Annotated in this window: 11 protein-coding genes and 2 pseudogenes; 5 read left to right on the top strand and 8 right to left on the bottom strand. The window is 55.7% G+C overall.

Translation table 11 applies throughout. From position 1 onward, the window contains the following. The first annotated feature begins 54 nt into the window (after positions 1 to 54). Positions 55 to 1,371, top strand: coding sequence for a hypothetical protein (locus AS189_RS09640; RefSeq protein WP_129587230.1), 1,317 nt, complete (start codon positions 55 to 57; stop codon positions 1,369 to 1,371). Between the two features lie 582 nt (positions 1,372 to 1,953). Here AS189_RS09640 and AS189_RS09635 read toward each other — a convergent pair. Together AS189_RS09635 and AS189_RS21235 are read right to left on the bottom strand one after the other, a co-directional pair. Further along, complete coding sequence (locus AS189_RS09635) at positions 1,954 to 2,484, bottom strand: hypothetical protein (protein ID WP_062288051.1); 531 nt, start codon at positions 2,482 to 2,484, stop codon at positions 1,954 to 1,956. A 731-nt stretch (positions 2,485 to 3,215) separates the two neighbouring features. Next, positions 3,216 to 4,266, bottom strand: a pseudogene (locus AS189_RS21235) (IS30 family transposase). Between the two features lie 269 nt (positions 4,267 to 4,535). Here AS189_RS21235 and AS189_RS09625 point away from each other — a divergent pair. From AS189_RS09625 to AS189_RS09605, 3 genes are all read left to right on the top strand, one after another. Further along, a complete protein-coding gene (locus tag AS189_RS09625; protein WP_160320816.1) occupies positions 4,536 to 5,234 on the top strand; it encodes a hypothetical protein in 699 nt (232 codons plus the stop codon). Between the two features lie 10 nt (positions 5,235 to 5,244). Further along, complete coding sequence (locus AS189_RS09620; protein WP_062288044.1) at positions 5,245 to 5,745, top strand: hypothetical protein; 501 nt, start codon at positions 5,245 to 5,247, stop codon at positions 5,743 to 5,745. A 1,577-nt stretch (positions 5,746 to 7,322) separates the two neighbouring features. Continuing rightward, on the top strand, positions 7,323 to 9,170 hold the full coding sequence (locus AS189_RS09605; protein WP_062288036.1) for a DUF262 domain-containing protein: 1,848 nt from the start codon (positions 7,323 to 7,325) through the stop codon (positions 9,168 to 9,170). A gap of 313 nt (positions 9,171 to 9,483) precedes the next feature. On the opposite strand, the gene AS189_RS20710 is transcribed toward AS189_RS09605, so the two are convergent. Both AS189_RS20710 and AS189_RS21230 read right to left on the bottom strand, forming a co-directional pair. After that, positions 9,484 to 10,380, bottom strand: coding sequence for a zinc-ribbon domain-containing protein (locus AS189_RS20710; protein ID WP_237759806.1), 897 nt, complete (start codon positions 10,378 to 10,380; stop codon positions 9,484 to 9,486). A 15-nt stretch (positions 10,381 to 10,395) separates the two neighbouring features. Further along, positions 10,396 to 11,007 (bottom strand): annotated as a pseudogene (locus AS189_RS21230) (zinc-ribbon domain-containing protein); the annotation flags it as partial. Between the two features lie 130 nt (positions 11,008 to 11,137). Here AS189_RS21230 and AS189_RS09595 point away from each other — a divergent pair. After that, a complete protein-coding gene (locus AS189_RS09595; RefSeq protein ID WP_129587228.1) occupies positions 11,138 to 12,502 on the top strand; it encodes a hypothetical protein in 1,365 nt (454 codons plus the stop codon). Positions 12,503 to 13,718: 1,216 nt separating this feature from the next. On the opposite strand, the gene AS189_RS09590 is transcribed toward AS189_RS09595, so the two are convergent. The 4 genes from AS189_RS09590 to AS189_RS09575 form a co-directional block, all read right to left on the bottom strand. Further along, positions 13,719 to 15,017: an ISL3 family transposase gene (locus AS189_RS09590; protein ID WP_062293345.1), complete on the bottom strand. Its 1,299-nt coding sequence runs from the start codon at positions 15,015 to 15,017 to the stop codon at positions 13,719 to 13,721. A gap of 268 nt (positions 15,018 to 15,285) precedes the next feature. Further along, positions 15,286 to 17,034: an ATP-dependent nuclease gene (locus tag AS189_RS09585; protein WP_272946751.1), complete on the bottom strand. Its 1,749-nt coding sequence runs from the start codon at positions 17,032 to 17,034 to the stop codon at positions 15,286 to 15,288. A gap of 8 nt (positions 17,035 to 17,042) precedes the next feature. Beyond that, positions 17,043 to 20,129, bottom strand: a complete 3,087-nt coding sequence (locus AS189_RS09580) for a type III restriction-modification system endonuclease (RefSeq protein WP_062288026.1) — start codon at positions 20,127 to 20,129, stop codon at positions 17,043 to 17,045. 5 nt (positions 20,130 to 20,134) lie between these two features. After that, positions 20,135 to 22,009, bottom strand: a complete 1,875-nt coding sequence (locus AS189_RS09575; protein ID WP_062288023.1) for a site-specific DNA-methyltransferase — start codon at positions 22,007 to 22,009, stop codon at positions 20,135 to 20,137. Positions 22,010 to 22,011 lie beyond the last annotated feature (2 nt).

Raw genomic sequence — 22,011 nt, 5'->3', positions numbered from 1 at the left:
AAACCCGAGAGTCAATGAAACCCGGGGCAGTCCCCAGAGTCGTACAGGCTTGGTGTGAAAGCATTCCATCCACTCAAAAATCAATATAGCCAGTGGGCGTTTGCTGGCCTGGCGCGAGAATCTATGCAGTACGGAACCGAGCTTAGAAGCAACAAGGTATCGCCTAAAGCAATGGCACGGATGCTTTACCTGTATGGTGTCGCGGATTCAATTGAAGGAGTTCCACAAGAAGAAAAGTACTTAATGATCGGGTCATATCAGTACGAACAGTACAAATTTCAAATACCAATGTTCAGTGAAATCGCGCGAACGTATCTCCTGTTTTGTGACCCGGACCTTCAAGTTGATCCGCTTCTAGCGCCACAGCGGGACTGGACTGAAATTTTTGGCATGTCTCTTGAAGACCGGTTGCAGGCTGTCGCCTTGATTGAAGCGATTATGCTGGCGGTTGGTGGAAGACTTATAAAAGACGATCTAAGCATCCTGAAAGATGATCCGGCCTATTCAGAGGTTCGCATAGCGAAGCTTATGCAAACCCTCGAAGATCTAACAACGACGGTGGAAAGCTCGCGTGAGATGGCGAGTCAAGTTCCCGGACTTCCGGAACACCTCAAAAGGTTCGCCCTTAATCCGCTTACGCGCTATCCGATAGTAGACATCGGAGAAGGCATCCTGGTTGCGCCGCAGCCTTTTTACCTCATGCACACGCTAAGTATTGGGAATCTGTACTATCGCGGTTTTAAGGCGTGGAAGAACTTCTCCTCTGAACTGGGATACAGGGTAGAAGCCTATGTCGGGAAGCAACTTGAATACGCCCAATTCGAACAGGTCTTATCAGAGATTGACTACGGTACGAAGTCGCCAAAACTATCGGTCGATTGGTTCGCTATCTTCGATGACACGGTTCTTTTGATTGAATGCAAGGGCGCCAAAATATCTCAACCAGCCCTTTCGGGCGACCCAGACAAGACGTACAAACTATTGGAAAAATCCATTGATAAGGCGCGGGGACAGCTCAAAAATTCAAGCGAGTTGATCCTCGGTGAACACGAGAAATTCCGAGCGATTCCGAAGCATTTGAAGCAGCTCGGTCTTATTGTCACTACCGAGCCAATCCATTGCGCAAACGACAGCATGTTCACTGGGAATCTCCAGAATCCGGGCATTCCTTGCTTGGCGATTAGTCTCGGTGAGCTTGAAAGATTAACCGCGTTGGGGGCCGAAAAAATGATCCAAGTGATTTCGAAGGTGATCGACGGTCCTACATGGAGTGTCCATAACGCTATTAATGAGCACCTACCTGAAGACGGAACGCAAACTAACCAAATACTCGCCGACGCTTACGACAAGTTCTACCCTGATTTGCCGTAGATAGGAACGATCAATGGCCCTTGGGTCTAGCACAATAACGGTCCTCTGTGACGGCAGAGTGCGCCGGTCAGCATGATTAGCGTGCAGACTACTGCCACGAGGACATCCAAAAGTGGTGAACGAGACGTGAAGTCTTTCACGAGGTTAAACGTCATGGTTGCAAGTACACCGGTGAAAGCGAAGGTTACTCCGGCTTTGGCGTCTGAGTGGCGGATCCACTCATTCACCAAGGAGAGAGCTTTCCATGCATAATCTGGGTTTGGTTCAGCAGATGCAAGGGTGTCCAAGACATCAGCTCCGCCTGCTGGCTGGCGACGTAAAAAAAGACATAGGGGTCATGCCGCCAGCCTAGTCGAGCCCACCGACATTACTTCGGCGCACCTGCCAGTAAGCCTGCCGGCACACGACTCACCGAAACGAGGACTACGTCGTCAGTGCTCGTGGTGTTCCACGCGGGAACGGCTAACCGGTACATTCCATGCAATTTGATCCCCATTAGTGTGAATTTCCGTACGGATCATTCTCGACCCCGGGGCGAGAGGCGCAGCTCGGCCGGTAGCCCGGCTGGGGATTCGCGGGCGCTCAGTCCGGCTTGTTCGCCTCGTATGTCTCCCAGTCGCCGTAGCCGGTGTCTCGAAGCCACTGCGCCGTCGCAGGCCCGCCGCGGGCCATATAGAGGCTGGGGTTGTACTTGCCGGTGACGGGGTAATGCGGCATGGGGTCTTCGTAATCGTATGAGCGACGAACTCCGGGGCTCTTCAACTCCACCGTGCGGGCCAAAGCATCTCTTTGAGCCAGCGCCCTCTCGCGGGCCACACGGGTCTCCCGGAAGACCGTGAATAGCGGTACGAGAAGTGTCAGAAACAGCATGACGTTAAAGGCGACCATCCACGGCAGGGCACTGCCACCGCCATCCGTGCTGTTCCCGATGGCGATACCGATAGCCACGAGCAGGAAAGCCGTCAGGACGCCCCCCGTGATGTAGAGCACCCGAGTCGCGGGAAGCTCCGACCACGGCGGCTTATTGGCAACAACGGTGAGCCGCTTGTACTCCGCCCAGGGTTCCTCGGACATGTGGTGCCGCAGATTGTAGTCCAGCTCGTACTTGGTCACGTCGCACTGCCTTCCGGTTGATTCGGCCAGCGTAGCACTCGACTTCCACGTCCTATCCCGACGGCTAGGCTCCGCCTGCTGCGACGCAGTGTGCTGCCGGTGGGCATCCCCATACGAAACGGTCAGACCCGGTCGGGTGGCGCAAGCATTACACCTCTGTGCGTGTGCGATGCACCCCGCATCTCTCTGGCTACAGACCGCGCAGATAGGCCCCGACATCGAAGCTCTCAAATGAGAGGTAAATGCCTCGCGACGGATGGCGCGAATGTCCCTTAGTTGTGAGCCCACCGATCGATATCCAATCGCAGGCAGAGGCGTCCGTGATTCTCACGATTTGACGTCATGCTTTCAATCTGCGGGAGAGAAATCATTGGAAATCCGCGGTTTTTCAGAGCCTGATGGCTTGCAGCCGTCGCTGCCAACTATTGACCCTCCGTTCGTCCTACTCACAGCACTGATGACCATCCGTTCGCCAAGAACTTCCCTCGAGACTGCAACGACCCCGGCGCGGCACATTCGATCATCGGGCTCACGTAATTCGGACTTATTGCTGCGATCCACCCGCCCACGGCCGGCTACGGCAGGTCCATTCCCACGCGATAGTCTTCCGACCGGCCAAACTCCCCACAGTCCCGTAAGAGGAACTTTGGGTTCTTGCGGTGACTTCAACACTTAGTGAATGAGTGTTTCTATGGCGAAGTATTCGATACCTCCCCGGCCGGATGGCGGTGTCAAGCCGTCTTAGCAACATCTTCGTTGAGTAGCTTGGTGAATACTTCTCGTGGTGTGAGGAATCCCAAGTCGGCCCGGGGGCGGTCGTTGAGTTCGTCCGCGATGGAGTCTAGATAGGGCTGGTGGCTGGTTAGCTCGATGTCCTTGGACAGGCACTCCCTGATCAGCCCGTTCGTGTTCTCATTCGACGGTCGCTCCCACGATGAATGCGGGTGGGCGAAGTGCACCGGCAAGTCAGTGGCCACGGTAAGATGGGCGTGACGGGCCATCTCGGTGCCTTGGTCCCACGTCAGGGATCCGCGCATCAAGGCCGGCAGGTCATTGACCCGGATGATGAGGATATCGGCGAGTACGTCGGCCTTCTTTCCCTCGGGCAGTCCCAGCATGATCAGGAACCTGCTGTGTCTCTCCACCAGAGTCGCGATGGCGCTCTTGCCGCCCTTTCCGGCCACGAGATCCCCTTCCCACGCACCTGGAACACGGCGATCAGCTGCTCCCTCGGGACGGTCCTCGATGCTAACCATGCCGATGATCCTCCCGCCGGTACGTTCACCCAACGGCGTCACCTATTTACGCTTCGTACGCTTGGACAGCAGCAGAATCCTCGGCTTCGCCGACTCGCCCTTGGGCAGGGCGTAGATCCACAGAAAGAAACGCCTCCTGGGACACGGTGCGACTTTCGGCGTCGGGTGATTTCGTCATGGTCTCAACGCTGACGTCTGTGGCTTCCAAACGCAAACGACCCGTGATCTGCCGCGGAGTCCTGGACCTGGCCAGATCCGCCTTCACCCGCGCTACAAGGACCGGATCCGTTTCGTTCTTCCTAGCCTGCGGCCGGCTACGCCGACGCGCAGCAGCACAGTCAGCAGTCACCGGCCGGTAGCCGCGCGTCTTCGTCGAATTCCTGTGGCGTTCGCGCAAAATAATGGTGTGGTCCCGGCCAAAATCCGCACCGATCTGCCGATGCGTCTTGCCAGCCAAGATGCCGACGGCGATGTCCGCCCGATCCGAAAACGACAATCGCCTACGATCCACCAGCAACTCCTCCATACAACCAACTTGTTGCTTCGAGGGTATGACACCACCGTCTTTGTGCGTCCGGATGGATCCAATGCGCGGAAATGTTGCGGACAAATCAGCTGGCTTTTATGCCAAAGCCTGTCCATGCATGAGACTGGACGTGTTTTGCTTATATATGGGGGAAGAAGGTCATTTTAATGCTAAAGATGTCGAACCTGAAACAGTGGCCGGCCATGAGGGCGTGGTTGGCCTTGGTGTGGAATTCGGTGGTTCAGACGCTCAAGGTTCCGCAATGGGGCATGCTGCTGACCATCGTACTGATGGGTTTGACCACTGGTAGCGGGGCCGGCTTCCTGGTGTATTTCATGGGCATTATATTTGCAGCGCTCTTATCCTATGCCGCGCTAGTTGCTCTGGGTTATGAAGGGGGTAATCCGCTGAAATTTTTGAACCCCTTCAGCCATGTTCCGATTATGCAGTCACTTATGGGTGGAGCGATCGCTGTCGTCGCCGTTGCGGTGTTTCTTGGTGCCGCAAATCTGGAGAAATGTGCGAACTGGTTGTTGATGCATTTGCCGCAGTGGTTGGCCCCCAAAACTGATTTGTCCCTGGCGGTCGTATTCCTGTCCTGCCTCATATTCATGGTCATCGCCGGTGGTGCCTTCCTTCTCGACAGGAGAACCTTGCAACGCCTGAACGCCGACGCCAAGGCAACCATGAATCGAGAACACTGGCGTCAGGAGAAAATAACCAAACAGGAGATGAAAGAATTCAGGGCGCAGGTGCAGATAGCTCAGGAGCACCACGATTACTGGATCGAAGCGCTGTTAACGTTGGCCCTCGCAGCCGTTGCCGTTGTTCCTGGGGCCCTTGGTTGGCCGTGGCTCTGGGGTGTGGCACTGAGCATTGTGCTGCCCATGTTTGTGCTTTCCGTGCGCTTCCGCATGAAAAACCAAGTGGCCAGTTCCACCGGCAACTCCATACGGGTTACGGGCTAGAGCCTGTCCGATGGGCAAGGGTGGAACGCTGGGTCCATGGTTTGTCCGTACCGGCGAAACCTTGGGCCAGACGGTGAGCACCATGCAATGGAGCGTGCTGCTACTGGTGGTCCTTCTGGGGATGATGTCAAACAGCGATGTTGTGCGGCTCATGATTTTGCTGGGAATGCTGACAGCGGTCGAGTTGAGCGGGTTGGGGCTTGCCGTCCTCGGCTATGACATGGACCGGCCGTGGAGGTTCCTGTTTGCTTCCAATAAAGCTTTCCTGACTGCACTACGCCCTAGCCGTGGTGTTTCTGGCGCTGGCAATCGGGGTGCTCCAGCTGGCCGCCATATCAGGTCACGCCGCGGCATGGCTGCTGGAGAGGGGCTAGGGGCACTGGCCCCGAAGCCTGATGCATCGCTGGCGGCTGTGTTCCTCGTCTGCGCCGCATATACGGTGATTGTCGGCATTGTCTTTTTGTTGCGCCGCGGTCGTTCTAACGGTTGGGCGATGTTCCCTTGGCACTGATGGGCCGCCAGGAAAGGCGGCTGAGAAGGTGGGCGCAGAAGTCTACGCATAGCACAGGGGCGCTCCAAGCGGCACGGGGCAAACGGGACTACTGGAGCGAAGCGGCGATGATGTTGGGCTTGGCCAGCATCTCAGTCGTTCCTGGAGCCCTTTGATGGTCCTGGCTGTGGGGCGTGGCGCTGAGCATGGTGCTTCCGATGTTTGTTCTGTCGGTGCGGTTCCGGATGAAAAGCCCGGCAGGGCAGCCCCAATAGTCTTCCTGCAGGCGGCTCAGCGGTCCTCGAAGATCATGAAGTAGAGCCCGCCACGGCAGTCCAGCAAACTCGAGCCAAACTATCCCCAGATCAAACGACTTCCATTGAAGCAAGACGACCAACCCTCCACCACCAATGACATGCCATCAGTCATGCCGATAAACCTGCAAACGGCCATCAAACAGCAACTCCAGCGCTGCACTGCAGGGCCTCGTCAAGTTTTACTCGCGTTTTTCAATGAAAACCCATGGCAATCCTTGGCATATCAAAGGAGCCCCATAGCCTCGCACTCCCCCGGAAACACGCGGTTTTTGACGTGAAACGATGACGGTTGGCATGAGAGTCTTGAGTTTCTCTTGGTCGCTGGTTCGATTCCAGTCCGGGGCACAAAAAGGGGCTCTGACCTGTGGTTTTACTGTTTCGGCCGGGTGCGCTAAGATGCCAGATCACGCTTAACTCACGTTATTGAACGAAAACCTGATCACGCTTTTGACATTTTCGGGGCGTATTTCGATTCCACTTGAGGTCACGTTTTTCAATTGGTGCGCATAAAAGTGGCGGAGATCCGCGGTTTTCCTAGGCACCAACGATCTACGACAGTGACTGCCAAATATTGGCCCTCCGATCGCCGCCCTCGCGGCATTGAAAGCGGCCGGTTAGCCACAGACTGCCCCGAAACTGCGATGCTGGATTGACCGGCCGATTCGTTCTTTCAGCTCCCGCAATGTGGCCATGGTGCGATGACTCCGCAGTCCGATGATGACCTGTGGCAAGTCCGTTCCCTCGAGCTTGTCTGTCTGTCCGAAAGATTCCCAAAGAAGTGGCGTAAAAGGAAACTTGCAGGGGACACTATCCACTTTGCTGTCCCCCAGCCGAACCCACTCTCCGCAACGAAATCCTGCAATTCTCTATGCAACGGGGCCGTGAAGCCGTTGGCCTCTTCGTGCGGATGCAACCAGAACCACATTTTCTCGTCGTACACGACGTCTCGGAGAAGCAAATCCTCACTGATGCTAGTTGTTTGCATGACTGGTTCGTCCTTGGTCGTCACCATATCCAGGTGCATGCGTTCGAGCTCATTTGGATTCAGAATTGCCTCAAGCGCTGGCCGTGCTGCGAACAAGATCTCGTCCACGATCATCATGTGAACATACTCGCAGCCAGCGAAGACCTGAGAAAGAGCGGCGTCTGCTCAGGGAACGCCGACCGACCGAGTTCGGACACCCAACCGACAGGCCTATAGGGTCCACCATCGATGCCGGTTCTGGTCGACTATCAGCGTTGGTGCGCAAAAGACCTGTCGATCTGATTTAGAGTACTCAAATGGGACATAAAGAACCGATGACTATCGCCAGTGCTTTGCGCCAGATCCAAGACCGAAAACTCATACTGCCTGCGATTCAGCGCGAGTATGTATGGAAACCATCACAGATTATTCGTGTGTTCGACTCTGTAATGCGCGGGTACCCCGTCGGCAGCTTTCTATCGTGGAAGGTGATGCCCGAGACGGTAAGTCAATTCAAGTTCTATGGATTTATGACGGAGTACAGCGCCTTCGACAACCGCCATAACCCGGTCATCGATATTCCCACCGACCGTGAGGTAGTCGCCATTCTTGACGGTCAGCAGCGATTAACCTCTCTCAATATCGGTCTCCGCGGGACATACGCCTACAAGAACCACGGCGGGTGGGCGAATAAGTCGTGGTCCTATCCGGAACGCCGCCTGCATCTGAACTTGGCCAGCGAGGCCCCGGAAAACGAACTTGGCCTTAAGTACCATTTTCAGTTCCTGACGAAAAAGGACGTTGACGCGTCGGCGGACGACGACAGTAAGAAATGGTTGCCTGTTTCCGAGATCTTTGACGCACCCGATACGGCAAAGTTGATACAGCTGCTGGCGAAGTACGAAGTCGGGAATGACCCGAAAGCTTCAGCATTGGTCAGCAAGCTCTGGGAGGCGGTCCATAAGACTGCCAGTCTTCATTTTTACGAAGAAGACGACCAGGACATTGAACGGGTGCTGGACATCTTCGTCCGGGTCAATTCCGGAGGCACCGTTCTGTCGTACAGTGACCTGCTTCTGTCAATCGCCACCGCACAGTGGGAAGGTGATGCTCGTGCCGCCGTTCACGGGCTGGTAGATGCCCTCAACCAGACCGGGAACGGATTCAACTTCTCCAGAGACACGATTCTGAAGTCAGGGCTGATGATGGCTGACGTCGGTGATATCGGCTTCAAGGTGAAGAACTTCACCACGGCGAACATGTCAAAGCTCGAGGCTAACTGGGACGCCATGAGCAAATCGCTCCAGATCGCTGTCGGCCTGCTCAGTGATTTCGGTCTATCAGATGGATCGCTCACCGCAGATAGCGTGTTGATCCCGGTAGCCTACTACGTCCACCACCGTGGGCTCGATCACTCCTACCGCCAATCGCCGAAATCTCGGGAAGACCGCGAAGCTCTCCGGTCATGGGTGTTGAGATCGCTGATCGTACGTGGTATTTGGGGCTCCGGCTTGGACACTTTGCTCCGTGACCTTCGCGAGGTCATTAAGAAGCAGGGCGCTTCCGCGTTCCCAGTTGTTGAGATCGAGCGGGCGATGTCTCTGCGTGGCAAGCCACTCGCTGTTACAGACGCCCTAGTCGACGACATCTTGAATCTGTCGTACGGCAAGGCCCGTACCTTCGCCGTACTCGCTGTGCTGTTCCCACATGTTGACACGCGCCATCAGTTCCACGTGGACCACGTCTTCCCTGCCTCATTGCTTGACAGAAAAGCGTTGCGTCGACAGAAAAACGAGGACGGTACGGCGAGATTGTCTCCTGAAGAGATCGATGACCTACTCGAGCTGAGAGACCGTCTCCCGAATTTGGAACTCCTCCCGGGTCTTGAGAACATCGGAAAGTCGGCCAAAATACCGGAGGAGTGGCTGGCTGCGGAATACCCGTCAGCACACGACCGCAGTGCCTTCCTGGAGCGCAACGCATTACCCCTGTCGCTCCCCCTCTCGGTAGATGAGTACAGGAAATTCTTCGGCGAGCGAAGTGCGAAACTGACTACGCGCATCCACAATTTGCTCAAATCCCAATCCCCAGACCCATCAAATACAAACGCATCAGAACTCGTTGATCTTGACGAGGAACTTTCTGAAGGCGACGATTCCGACTAACAAGCCTTCCCGATGGAATGAAAGACCAATTCATCTCAGATGGGTGTCACCCGCCTTCCAACACAAGGGACCCACACGTGAATAGATCGATTCAGGACTTTGATTGGCTGGCTGTCACATGGCCAATTCCCGTGCTTTCCTTAAAAAGATCGGGCCTCCTCCAAAGAGGCCCGGTTCAACTCTGAACAACGACGCTGGTGCACAAATTAGCCGGTCGGAACGGCCGATTAGATGAAACAACGGAGGTTACGGGGGATAGTTCGCCATGAACGCCCAGGTGCCACCGCGTGGCCCAAGCGAGAACCACCGCGCATTAATACACTGCCCTGCGGCGTGAATTCGGGCATTCCTGACAGACCAATCCATTGGTCCGGTCTCTCACCTTGTCCTGCGTGGCGTGTCCTTTAGCGCATAGCCACCAGCCGGTCACGCCAGAATGTGGCAAAACATCCTCCGGCGTCAACTCACCGTTGAGCGTGGGATGCCATTGACTGGCCAAGTCGGGGCGGATGACGGCAAGAGACGTTGCCGGGGTAACGTAGCGCCCGGAGCACCGTCCGCAACCGGTGCCATCACCTGTCGTCCTTTGCCCGATGACTGCTTCGTAAGCGTGGCCGACCGGGCAGAGCCACCATGCCGACTTCCCCGAGTGCGCCATCACGTTGGCTGGCGTTAGATCTCCGTTTAATTGTGGGTGCCACTCGCCTGCCACCGCGGGATACTTTTCGGCTAGCGACAGCTCCCCGTACTCCCGGAGCCGTAGCGCGGCAATGATCCGTCGTGCTTCGGTTTCAGCTACGGCGACTCCGTAGAAGATGTAACGCCGTGCGGACTCTGCTGCCTCGTCCTCAATTAGACAACATGCCAGCATCTTCTCGAGAGCTGCCGTCGCGACTTCATGTCCTGTAGGCGCCCGCCGCACCAGAGCATCCTGGGGGGAGAGAGCCTTCAGTGGGTGCTCGCGCACCCGGATGACCCGGTATCCAAGCTCCTGCAGCTGGCCGGTCTTGTCCTGGTCGCGGTCTTCCTTGCCTTCGTGCCAGTACGACCCGTCGAACTCGACGGCGATAGTGCCGACAATAACGTCGACCCGGACCTTCACCCCGCCGGCAGTTGCGATCCGACAGTCGTGTTGGACTGGGGCCAGGTGTTCTCCGAGGACTGCCTTGAGCTCGGCGTATAAGCCGATCTCGAGTTCGGAAAGACCCACTAGCTTGCACTTCTCGCAGGCGGCCCCACTGGATCGCTTGAACACCATCGCCCGCCACTCGTGCCCGCTGCTGCAAGTCCACCACACGTTTTTCCTGGCCCCAGACGTTACCTGGCTTGGGGTGACGTCTCCGTTCTTCGTGGGATGCCATTCTCTACTCAGCTCGGGGAAACGCGTGGCGAGGTCGTTGCCATAGCCCACCTTCTGGTTAGCGCAGTATGGGCATCCTGAACGGATCTTGTTCGTGCGGTTCGCCACCACCGCTTCCCATGGGTGGCCGCATGCACCCAGCCACCATGATTTCGAATTGGAGCGCGGCGCGACCTGATCGGGCGTTCGAGCGCCGTTCAAAGTAGGGTGCCAGGTCGCGGCGACCTCGGGGAACTGCGTCTCCAAGTCGTTGCCGAAGCCTACCCTCCTGTTCCCGCAGTATGGGCAGCCACTGCCTGCGGCACGACTGTAAACGACTGCGTCCCAATGATGACCACAGGCACCGAGCCACCACACCTTTTTCTTAGACCCACCAGTCACTTGCTCCGATGTGAGGTCCCCGTTAAGGTTCGGGTGCCACTCCTCGGCAAGTGCGGGAAACGCTTGGCAGAGGCTAACGAATGGCCGCTTAATCATGTCCATCGACACTACACGCCCTTTTCGAGCATGCCCCTCCGCTGGGGCATGCTCATACACCAACAGTCTCGCTCGATGGTTGCGGTGCTTGTGTCAACCACGATAAGCAAATCTCACGCATAATGTAGCCATGAGTTCTCCCTATTTGATCATCGGCGGTGTCACCAGTGCGATGGTGACCAAGATCGTAACCGCAGAGAAGACATATGATCGAAAACTTCTCGAGTCGAAGCCTGACAACTGGCGCAAAATCATTGACCTTCTACAAGAGCCCGATTTGATGGCGGTCATTGTTACCCTGACAGCCAAAAACTACGAGCAAATCGACTCCGAGGAATACGCGGCTGTAGCGTCGAAGCTGTTAGAAAAAGTCTCCTCTGTTCCTCACCTTGTTCTCATTCATGAAGCAGTCCTCGGCGGAGCACGTTCGATGACTGGAAGTGATGAAGAATCTTGGGACGGCGTAACCTGGAATGACACAGCAGCCAGACAACACTTCGGGGATATCGACGAAGCCCTGCGACTCAGAGTCAACAACCGGGTTACAGAGGCTGGCATTCGGCCCGTAACCTACAAGCGAAATCTGGACATATCCGCCCTGGCCTCCAACTTCCTCGACGACAGCCAGAACAACTTGATGTTTCGCATCTACATCCCCAGCGGGAAATTATTCGAAGAAGAATCCAGTGAAATCCTCTCCATGTTCCATAACTGGCTGTTGCAAGTACGCGGCAGGAATATCAGACGTGGTGGCTACCAAACGGCCAAGGGACGCGTAGTCGAGTTCTTCGCCGAAGACAACACCCAGCAACACACCTGGTCGGAAGAATTAGAAACGTTCACTCAGTTCATCTCAATAATCGACAACACCACAGCCGCGACCACGATGATCCAAGGGCTAGGTATCGATCAAGCCATGGCTTCCGCGCTCGTTTCCACGTACTCCAAAAAACTCAAAAGAATCCAACTTGACGCCAAACACGAACGCGAACAAGTAACCCAAAAGATAAATGCTTCCCTCAGAATGAACCAGCTTCAGACGCGGCAAGCCCTTGAATCTGACTTGCTGGAGTACGCTTCTGACGCCTCGTCTGACCTACTAGAAAGGATGCTTGATCAGCTGATCCCGGCCAGTCCTGAAGTGATCCCGCTCCCCGCTCGTTTATCGCAACCACATCAACTGCCGCTACAGATCAACCAACAATTCTTCAACAACGTTGAAGGCGTTGTTGCCCAACACATCAGTGGGAACATCACCAACAACGCTGTCCCAGCCGAGCTCATGTCCCTGATTCAACGATTCGGCAATGAAGAAGCTCAAGCTCTGACTGAAGCCACCCAGGAACTAGCAGATACGAACGCCCCGCCCAACAGACGAATCCAAGCAAAACAGTTCCTGAAAGCATTTACCATGAAGCTCGCCGATAAGGTCACCGATGTGGGAATAACGATCGCGCAGAAGTGGCTAGAGCAACAAACAGGAATCAGCAGCTAACTAGGCCTCTCGATCATCGATTTATTGAACCCACGGCAGGCGGAATGCTCGCACTATCTTGTCTCCGCCAGTCAGTTCAGGTTCGCAGTTTGGTTCACAAATTTATTCCAGATTCAGGCCGGCCGGGACGGCGAAATCGATAGCAAATAGACGTAACATTAGGTAAGTTTATGCTTCAATCCCCCAAAAAAAGTCGCCAAATTGCATCTTTCGCAGGGGCAATCGGCCGCCTGACAGACCGGACTAACCCGACGCCCTGAACAACACATGTCGTTGACGCACGACGGCCCGCTCTCGACAACCAGTGACATACCATCGATGATGCCGATGAACCTGCAAACGGCCATCAAGCAACAGCTCCGGCGCTACGTTACAGGGCCTCGTCACGTTTTACTCACGTTTTTGAACGAAAACCAACCACAGATCATGGCATATCGATGGACTCCACTGGCCTGAAGATCCCCGGAAATTGGCGGTTTTCGGCGTTGAATGGCAACGGTTGGCATGATAGTCCTGAGTTTCTCTTGGTCGTGGGTTCAATTCCCGCCCGGGGCACACAAAAGGGCCTCTGACCTGCGGTTTCATTCCGCGGGTCAGAGTCATTTAAGGCGCAAAACTGCCCAACTCCCCCTTTACTCCCCCAATTCAGCAAAATTTTCTTCAGGAATCACTCCCCCTTTTCAGCAGGGTGAGCTCCACCTTTTCAGCTACCTGGCGGTTTCAGCGGCTTGCATCGACTAGATTTAGAAGCCCGGCAGGACAGATTTCACAACCCGCAGCTGAACCTGTGGCAAGCACTCACGTTCCCCGGTTCCGTTCGAAGGTTAGGGGCTCCGGTTGCACACGGAAACTCAATCTCGGAATAACTCGTCGAGCAAGCCGCGTATGGTGTCAATTGTCCACAAGGAAGAAACAAGTTAGTTTGATGACTTTTGGCAATGCTTCGTGGTTCAAATCTCTTTCCATCGCAGAATAGCGAAAAACGGTTCAACACGACTTAGTTGGCGTAGCTCCCATCGATAAGTTCTAACGATCGCGCGAAAGCCTTGACCACGGCGCGATTTGGCCCTTGAACGTGGTCTCGCCTCCTTACCGCCGAGGCATAGGGTTGACCTGAGTGCTCTGGTCCAGATATCCGTCCGGCTTTCGCGCAAGTCCGACAAGGGCCTGCGGCCCCAAGCTGGCTCTCCGCGGTTCGTGGTGAATTCCATTGTTGTCATGGATGATTCACCGCTGTTCGGGCGGCGCTCCTGAGCATAATACGAGTTGTGTAGTTGGTGCTATTGACGAAGCCACGCCCGGTCCTCTTGATGTGTTTGATGCTGGTGTTGTTGGCTTCGACTTTTCCTGTAGTGGCACCGGTGACGATGAGGACCTCGATCTCTTTCCACCAGCGGCAGATGGTCCGCCACAGCCTGGTCGTCTCGGGCTGCTTTGATTCCTTCACCAGCCGCTCGAGGTCTTCCTTGGCTAGTTCGGCGTCTTCCAAGGAGCCGGTACGCAGCAGTGTCCGCACTTGTTCCTTCACATCCCACGCTGCCTTGAGTTTCCCGGTCGGATCGTCGGTGGCGAAGACTTTCTCCAACCGGGCCCGGGCCTGATCGGAAAGTGAATCGCCGGCGCGTAGGAGCAGCATCCGGTGCGCCCACGCCGGATCCACAGCCCGGCCACGACGACCCCGCACCTGATGGGAGAGTTGCTGGCGGACCTCGGTCAGGGCCTGATTCGCCAGCTGGATCAAGTGGAAATGGTCAACAGAAACGGCGGTTCGGGGTAGCCACATCCTCAAGGCTTTGCGGAATGCTGCTGAGGGATCAATGGCGACGACTTGAACTCCGAGCCGCCACTCCAGGGGGCGTTTGATCAGCCATGCTCCGACTCCTGTGTGGTCACGGCCGTCAACAACGCCAAGGATCTGGCTCGTATCTAGGTCAACAATCGTGGTCATCCACGGTTCAATCCGCTGCCATAGCTTAGTTTCCGGGTCCTTGAAGAAACGGACGGACCGGAAACGGTGTTCATCGATCCCCAGCATCCGCGGGCGCAGCAGATCCACGCTGGGAAGCTTCGTTGCAGCCAAGTTCAGCGCCTTTTGCACCAACCACCAGGAGACGCCGTGAGCGGTGGCGGTTTCCGTTGCGGCGCGGCCAGAGTCAATGACTGCTCGCACGAGAGCGCTACGGAGCCGGCTCGTAGTACGTGACCTGGCCGGGACCTCTATCGTGGCTTCAAAGAACGTTTTGCGCGGGCACAATGACTCGTCGCAAAACAGCCGGCGCTTGGCCCAGACAACTTCCACCGGACCAGCCACAGGGATATCGCGGACGCGTTGTTGCCGGCCGGAATGGCGACGGGTGCTGATGACGCCGCATCCTGGGCACCCGGATTCAACGGTGCTTTCAATATGGATCCTGCGTTGGCCAAAACTCAGCGTCTGGGTTTCTAGGACACGGTAGTCGTCCAGATTGAATATCGTGGTGGCAGCATCAGGGTGCACCAAAGTAAGCTCATTCAAGGCTCGTAGTCCTGTCATCGATGAATGCGTCAGAACATCCATCACAACAGGGCTACGAGCCACCTTTGTTCAAGGACACGAAACCAGAATTCACCACGAACCACGGAGAGCCCCCAAGCTGGCGACCACTGCCCAATGTGCCGATCCCTGGTGGAGTCGGCTGTGCCATCAAAGTAGCGAGTGAGGGTACTTCCTGCGAAAACTGGATTAGTGCAATTTCGGCGACACTCCGGAAAACGCTAGAAAAATCGGCTCCATGTTTCAAACATTAGACAGTCGGCCTGGCTGCCGCAACAAGCTTTGGTATCTCACGCCGGATATTCAGATACGACAGCGGCATATTCATAGGAGGCAGACCAGAGATCGCCGTAAGCATCGCTTCTTGGTTTTTGAGTTTTTTCCACTGACTCTTGTCCCCTAGCAGCCCGAATTCGGTTCGGTTTGCTACGGGGGTTCCCAAGAAGTCGTGAAACCGTTCACGCGGTACCTTGGCACCCACAAGATCCACTTCAATTGCATAATTGAAGCAGAAGAAGCCGACTTTCAGCAGTTCCCTACGCGCCGCGTCCGCGTCCTGTATTAGATACTTGACAATAGTACTCCGCTGCGTTGCATCGGGGAAAAGAGTATTGAGTAACGTGCCGCTCTTTGCTACGGATGCGTACTGCGGATATCCCCTAGTATCCAAACTACTCTCTCGAGTTGGGCCTCTGTACGGCAGAAAGTAGTCCTTGTCCACCACGAACGCACAGGCAATACCCAGTTCAAGGAGGATGTGGTACATATATGGCAGTGAATTTACACCGTCCACAGCGACGATATTCACGCCATTTGCCACCAGATCGAAGCCGCTCTCTTCAAGCAATGTAGCTAGGAGAACCGAATCTATTGGGCTCTCCGTTACAATGACAAAATCCGCAAACATGAATTCAGAGTTCCGACGACGATGAAACTTATAGTATTTGTCCTTGTCGAGTGAATGGTCCGAAAAAAATGCTTTTTCAACCTGCGTCACTTGGATCTCAAGGGCACGCTTCTTGCCTCGGATCCGACGGCAGAGTACGACTTGTTCATGATCCAGAGCATCTACAACTGTCGGCGAATGCGTAGTAAACAGAACTTGAAGTCCTAGTCCGATTAGCGACTTAGTTAGTTGCTGCTGCGCTTGTGGATGCAGATTTTGTTCGGGTTCCTCAACTCCCAAAATGAATGCCTTGCTCTCTATCTCAGCAAGGTAAGCGTAGAGGGCGAACACAGCCATGCTTTGCGTTCCACTTCCGCTGTCGGAAAGGGGAATTGACTGTCCGCCCTCCTTGACTGAAAGCACCAGGTTCGCAAGAAGTAGCTTGTAATCGGGAACTGAAGAGTGCCTAAGTTCGAAACTGAATGGACCGTTGAGCGGGGCAATCTTCTGAAGCTTTCGTTCGAGCCCTGACAGCGAATTTGCTACGAGTTTTCGGCCGAGGAGCTCGACCTCTGGACTTATCCTGTCCCGCTGGCGATTATGAGTTATCCATTCACCAACCACACGCTCCAATAAGCCATGTGCTGGGTCGTGTGCCACAGAATGGTCCCGCTGAGTCGGTACGAACGCATATGAGATTTGTTTACGAAGCGCCTCACGCAAAACCTGAGGATGTATCGGTTGCCACAAAGGGCCCACCTGACATTCCCAACGAGCGTCGCGGCGGTACTTCAATCGCGCTCGAACAGTGCCGGTCGCGTCCAATCGTGGTAGGGCCGGGTCGTCAGCGAGTCCAACTATATCTACCTGGATGATCGTCTGATGTGTACCACCGTAAGAATGACGACCCGCCTCAAAGTCTGCGCGTTCTTCTTCGAAGTTGAAGAACGCATTCAGTGCCCTCAAGATTGAAGTCTTACCTGCACCGTTTTGCCCGACGATTGCTGTAGCCTCACCCAGCTCAATCTCAGCCAAGCCAATCGCACGAAACTTATCAATTCTAAGTCGCGTAAGTCGTATACCACCCGTCAAAGACCCAGCACCAGTTAGCATGTCCACCCTTATGTCGTAACGAGCTGCATCAGCTCGGAGTAGTTGGTGACGACGTCGTAGACAACGTCTTGGTCATTCTTCTCGTTCAGGGACGCGAAGAACTTGCGGGCGCATTCGATTTTTGCATCCTCGACTCCCCTCAGCTGGAGAGTCGAAAGCGAACCCTTTGTCTCCGCAATGAAGTAAACGTGCTTGACGCTGCCCTCGGTATACGCGATCGCCCAGTCGGGGTTGTAGTTGCCAACCGGCGTGGGTATGAAAAAACCCCGGGGCAGTTTCGCGTAGACGGCAACCTCTTTGCTGGTGTCCAGGTCAGCGACGAAGTCACGCTCAATCTTGGAGTCGGTGACAACGTAGTCGTAGATGTGCTTCTTCAACTTATCCCCGGCCTTGGCCAGGTCGTGCTTGGTCTGGTTCGCCGTGAAGATGGCCGAGTCGAAGCGGTCTTCCAGCGTGTCGTAGGTGAGATGCTCGACCACGACGCTCGCCTTTTGCTCGTTGATGAGCCGGGCGGCTTCGGTGATGAACTGCTCCGGGTTAAGTCGGAACTTCGTGAAAGTGCCGGTGGTGACCCCGCGGAGGATCGCCGCGGCAGTGCGACGGGTCAGCTGCGTCTTCTCTGCGATTTCACCCAACAGATCGTACTTGACCTGAGAACCTGCGGTGACTGTTTCGGTGTGGGTTTCCATGCTTGACACGTCGAACCCAGTGCCGCTGGTGAGGTCATCGACTGCCATTGAATCGCGCTGTTCCCCAGCCTGCACCACGTACTGCATCGAGGCCACCTTGAGTTTCTGGTCGAGCCCCGTGATACACCTCCGGATCAATTCCTGGGAATCGAACTCGACTTGGTAGACCGCCTTGTGGTTGATTCGCCGCCACAGTGACTGGAACTCCTTCTTGTCGAGGTTGGCATTGGGCTCAAGCTTTTTGAGCTTGCGATCATCCGGCGGAATCGGCACGTCAATGAGCAGCGCATCAATAAGCGGCCAGACGAACTCGATCACCGGGCGCAGCACCTCAGAAGTTGGCTCGGCCAGCGTACCCATCTGCTGCGCCTCCTTGTAGACCTCGGAGACGGTGTCATCTTCGTTCAAGTAGTCGTTCTTGATCAGGTACTTGTACAACGCCAGTGCAAGCGCTTCCTCGACTATCGACTCACCCGCGTGAGTCTCTAAGGTCTTGCCGGTGAAAAACTTGACGCTAGCCTTGCAGGGCCGCGTAGAAAGCGACTCGGAGATTTCCTTTTGCAGCCCGGCAACGAAGTCGGAGTATGACTCGTCGGTGACCACTGTCAGCTCATTGATGTCATGAACGCGTTCGCCCACTGTTTCCTTGTCCATGCGTTCACCGAGCTGGTCGACCGCAAGACGCAGGCCGCGGCCGATCTCCTGGCGGCGCGAGACGGTGTTGTCGCTCTTCTTGAGCATGCCCATGACGAAGACGTTGGGGTTGTCCCAGCCCTCGCGCAGGGCGGAGTGGGAGAAGATGAACCGCACCGGTTCCTCGAACGAAAGCAATCGTTCCTTGTCCTTGAGAATCAGGTCGTAGGCGTCCGTGTCGGACGATTCGCCCCTATCGTCCCCGCGGCCGCTGAGCTTCCCATCAATTTGACGCTTGGTCTTCTTATCGATCGAGAAATAGCCCTCATGCACGGCCCCGACCACATCGCGGCGCAGGTAGTCCTGATATTTTGCGGTGGCATCGTCGATGTCCAGTTCGCCGAGGACTTCGTCACGGATCGTGGAGTACTCTTCCTCAAAGAGACGGGCATAGTCCCCGAGTGTGTCCTCGCGGTCGTAGTCTCGGTACTTGGCTACCTCGTCGATGAAGAGCAGAGAGAGCACCTTGATGTTCTGACTAAAGAGCTGCCTTTCCTTCTCGAAGTGGGCGCGGACGACTTCGCGAATCTGGATGCGCCTCTTCGTCTCCGCAGTGACGTCGTTGTCGGCGAGTTGCCCGGAAATGACGATGTCGCCGCTGCTCAATTCGATAACGTCGCGGTTCGCATCGATATCGGTAATGAATAGATCCCTGTAGGCCTCAATGCCATTTGAGATGTCATGCAGGTTGGCTCCGACGTCAAGTCGCTTGATCTGCCGCTTGATCGGCCCACCCTTGGTCTGCACCTCGATCTCGATTCGGGCGCGCGGCCTGGCCCCCTTGGCGATCTCGATGGCGTCCAGGTACAGGTAGGCGGTCGACCCCGACAGTCCCTTGACGGTGATACCGCGGACGGCGATCTTCTTGACGAGCTGGTGGTTGAACGCATCAAGGGCATCGAGCCGATGGATCTTAGTGTGCTCAATCTTGTGGGTGGCCGAATAGCGCAGCATCATCAGTGCGTTGAAACGCGACAATGCCTCAAGCGACTTGGCGGCACCGATCTTTTGCGGTTCATCGATGATCACAATCGGCCGGTTGGCACTGATCACATCGATCGGGCGACGCGACTGAAAATCGTCGAGCTCGTCGTAGATGCGCCTGTTGTCCTTGCCGATTGCGTTGAACGCCTGGATGTTGATGATCATCACTTGCACCCCGGCATCGGAGCTAAAGCGCTCCAACTCATGTAGCTGCGAAGAGTTGTAGACAAACGAACGCGGCTTGGTGCCGTAGTGCTGTTGGAAGTGCTCGGCGGTCACATCGAAGGATTTTTTCACGCCCTCGCGAATCGCGATCGAGGGAATGACAATAATGTACTTCGACCAGCCATAGCGCTTATGTAGCTCCATGATTGTCTTGATGTAGACGTACGTCTTGCCCGTCCCCGTCTCCATTTCAACATCAAGGTTCGGGGCGCCGGGTGCGGCTTTGCTGTCCACGAGTGTGGCAGCTAGGGGGAGATTCCGGGATCGCTGCACCCTGTGGACGTTTTCCAGCAGCTGGACACCGCTCAGGGCGATCTCCGCATTCCGCAGTCCTGAGTCCATGACAGAGTTCGCTTCGAACAACGCAGGATTGCTGATCGACCTAACCTTGCCGGGATCAATCCGATAGGACGAACCATCGAGTTTGGGCTGCCCGGCGAAGACATTGACAACGGCGTCGACGGCATCGGTCTGGTATTGCTGGACCTTGAACTGAAGTTTCATCCTGCTCAGATCGCCTTCACGTCGGTTGATGGGGACATCTCGCGGAAGATCTGTTCGGCGTTGATCCGGGCATCGTCGGAGGCAAAACCAGAGTCGCGGAAGACCGCCCGCAGCGGCTCACGCTTGGCGATGGAGCGTATACATTCCGGTGTGATCGTCGGTTCCAGGCATGCGATGAGCGCCCCGTCTTCGACCACGAAGACTTCGTGACCCTCAATATGCTCGATGGCGATCAGCATTGTCAGTTCGAGGCCCCAGTCCAGCATCACTTGGAACAGTAGATCCTCGCCTGAGCGGCCCGGCTTAACACTGCCCTCCAATAGATCGAGTGCAAATTGATCCGTCTCGTCCGGAACGCGGAAGACATCCGACATATTCGTGGTGTCGACGCTCAGGGATCGGAACCCAACGTCAAGGCTGGCACCGGTCAGCCCCGCTTCATCGACAATTGCTTGCCCGGCCCGACGCACGCGTTCCCTCGCCAGCTCAACAATGGTTTCGTACCCAGCCTTAGCTGCCTCGGAACCTGAATCGACAGCTTCGCCTAGTTGCACGAGGATAAATCGACGGGCGGATCCATCAGCAGCATTCGCAGACATGACCGCATGCGCGGTGGAACCACTGCCAGCGAAGAAGTCGAGAACAAGATCGGCATCTCCCGCTACCTGTTCGCAAATAGTGCGGACGAGGGAAACTGGTTTTGGGAAGTCGAAAAGCTTGCCTCCAAGCAGGTCCCTGACTTCCCGAGTCGCAGAGTAATTGTAGCCAATTTCGTCTGAAGGCAGCCAAGTCGAGAAACCGGTCACCGCAGACTTGAGCTCGCTCAGAAACTTCTTCTCGCGGGGCCGACCTGCCGGCGATGACGGCCAGAGGATCTTGCTCTCTGCGATTAGTCGGTTCATCGTCTCCTTACCTTTGCTCCATCCCCTACTTGGGCTGGGCGGATAAGACAACCCCGTCGCTGGGTTCACCAGGTCGTAGTGCAGGTTCGGTCGCCGGTCGGCACTAGCCAAACCTGTCAGGTTCTCACTTGTCCAAGGGCCCCCCGGATCGTTATCAGGATTCTTGTACTTCGACTCGTCGATTCCTCGGCCCTTGAATTGGGAAGCGCTGCTTCTCCCATAAAGCAAAACGTATTCGTGGTCCACCGAGATTCGGCTGTAATTACGACTGTCGGGAGTTGGCCGGCGGCGCCATGTAAGCGCACCCAGAAAAGCGGAAGCTCCGAATACCTCGTCGCACAATGAACGGAGGTTAGCGAATTCATTGTCATCAATACTGATTGCGATAATTCCGTCGTCCACAAGGAGGTTCCTTGCAAGCTTCAAACGCGGATACATCATACTGAGCCAGTCGGAATGGAAACGACCGTTGGAATCGGGGTTGGCTACCAACCCTGCTCCAATTGCATTAACCTGTCCAGACCTTGCGAGAAATTCCTCGTTCGACTCAGCGAAGTCATCGTTGTACACGAAGTCATTACCCGTATTGTAGGGCGGATCAATGTAGATCAGCTTGACTTTTCCGAGGTAAGACTCCTGAAGCAGCTTCAAGGCGTCGAGGTTGTCGCCCTCAATGAAGAGGTTCTTGGTGGAATTGAAATCGACCGACTCCTCGCGAACGGGTCGTAGGGTCTTAGCTATGGGCGCATTAGCAGCGAACGCAGCGGCACGCTTTCCCGGCCAGTCGAGCTGGTAGCGCTCCTGTGGACCATCGACGACTTGAGAGGACAGCTCCTGGCGAAGCAAGTCGAAATCAATGGACTTCTTGGGGTTGCCATCGGCGTCGAGCCCCTCGGTGAAGACGCCGGGGAAGAGCTCGGCGAGCTTCTCGATGTTGGCGTCGGTCAGATCTGGCGATGTCATGCGCAATTTCTCCACGG

The sequence above is a fragment of the Arthrobacter alpinus genome (genome assembly GCF_001445575.1).
Taxonomy (GTDB): Bacteria; Actinomycetota; Actinomycetes; order Actinomycetales; family Micrococcaceae; genus Specibacter; species Specibacter alpinus_C.
The sequence above is the reverse complement of the archived record's forward strand: the minus strand, read 5'-3'. Positions and strand labels throughout refer to the sequence as shown.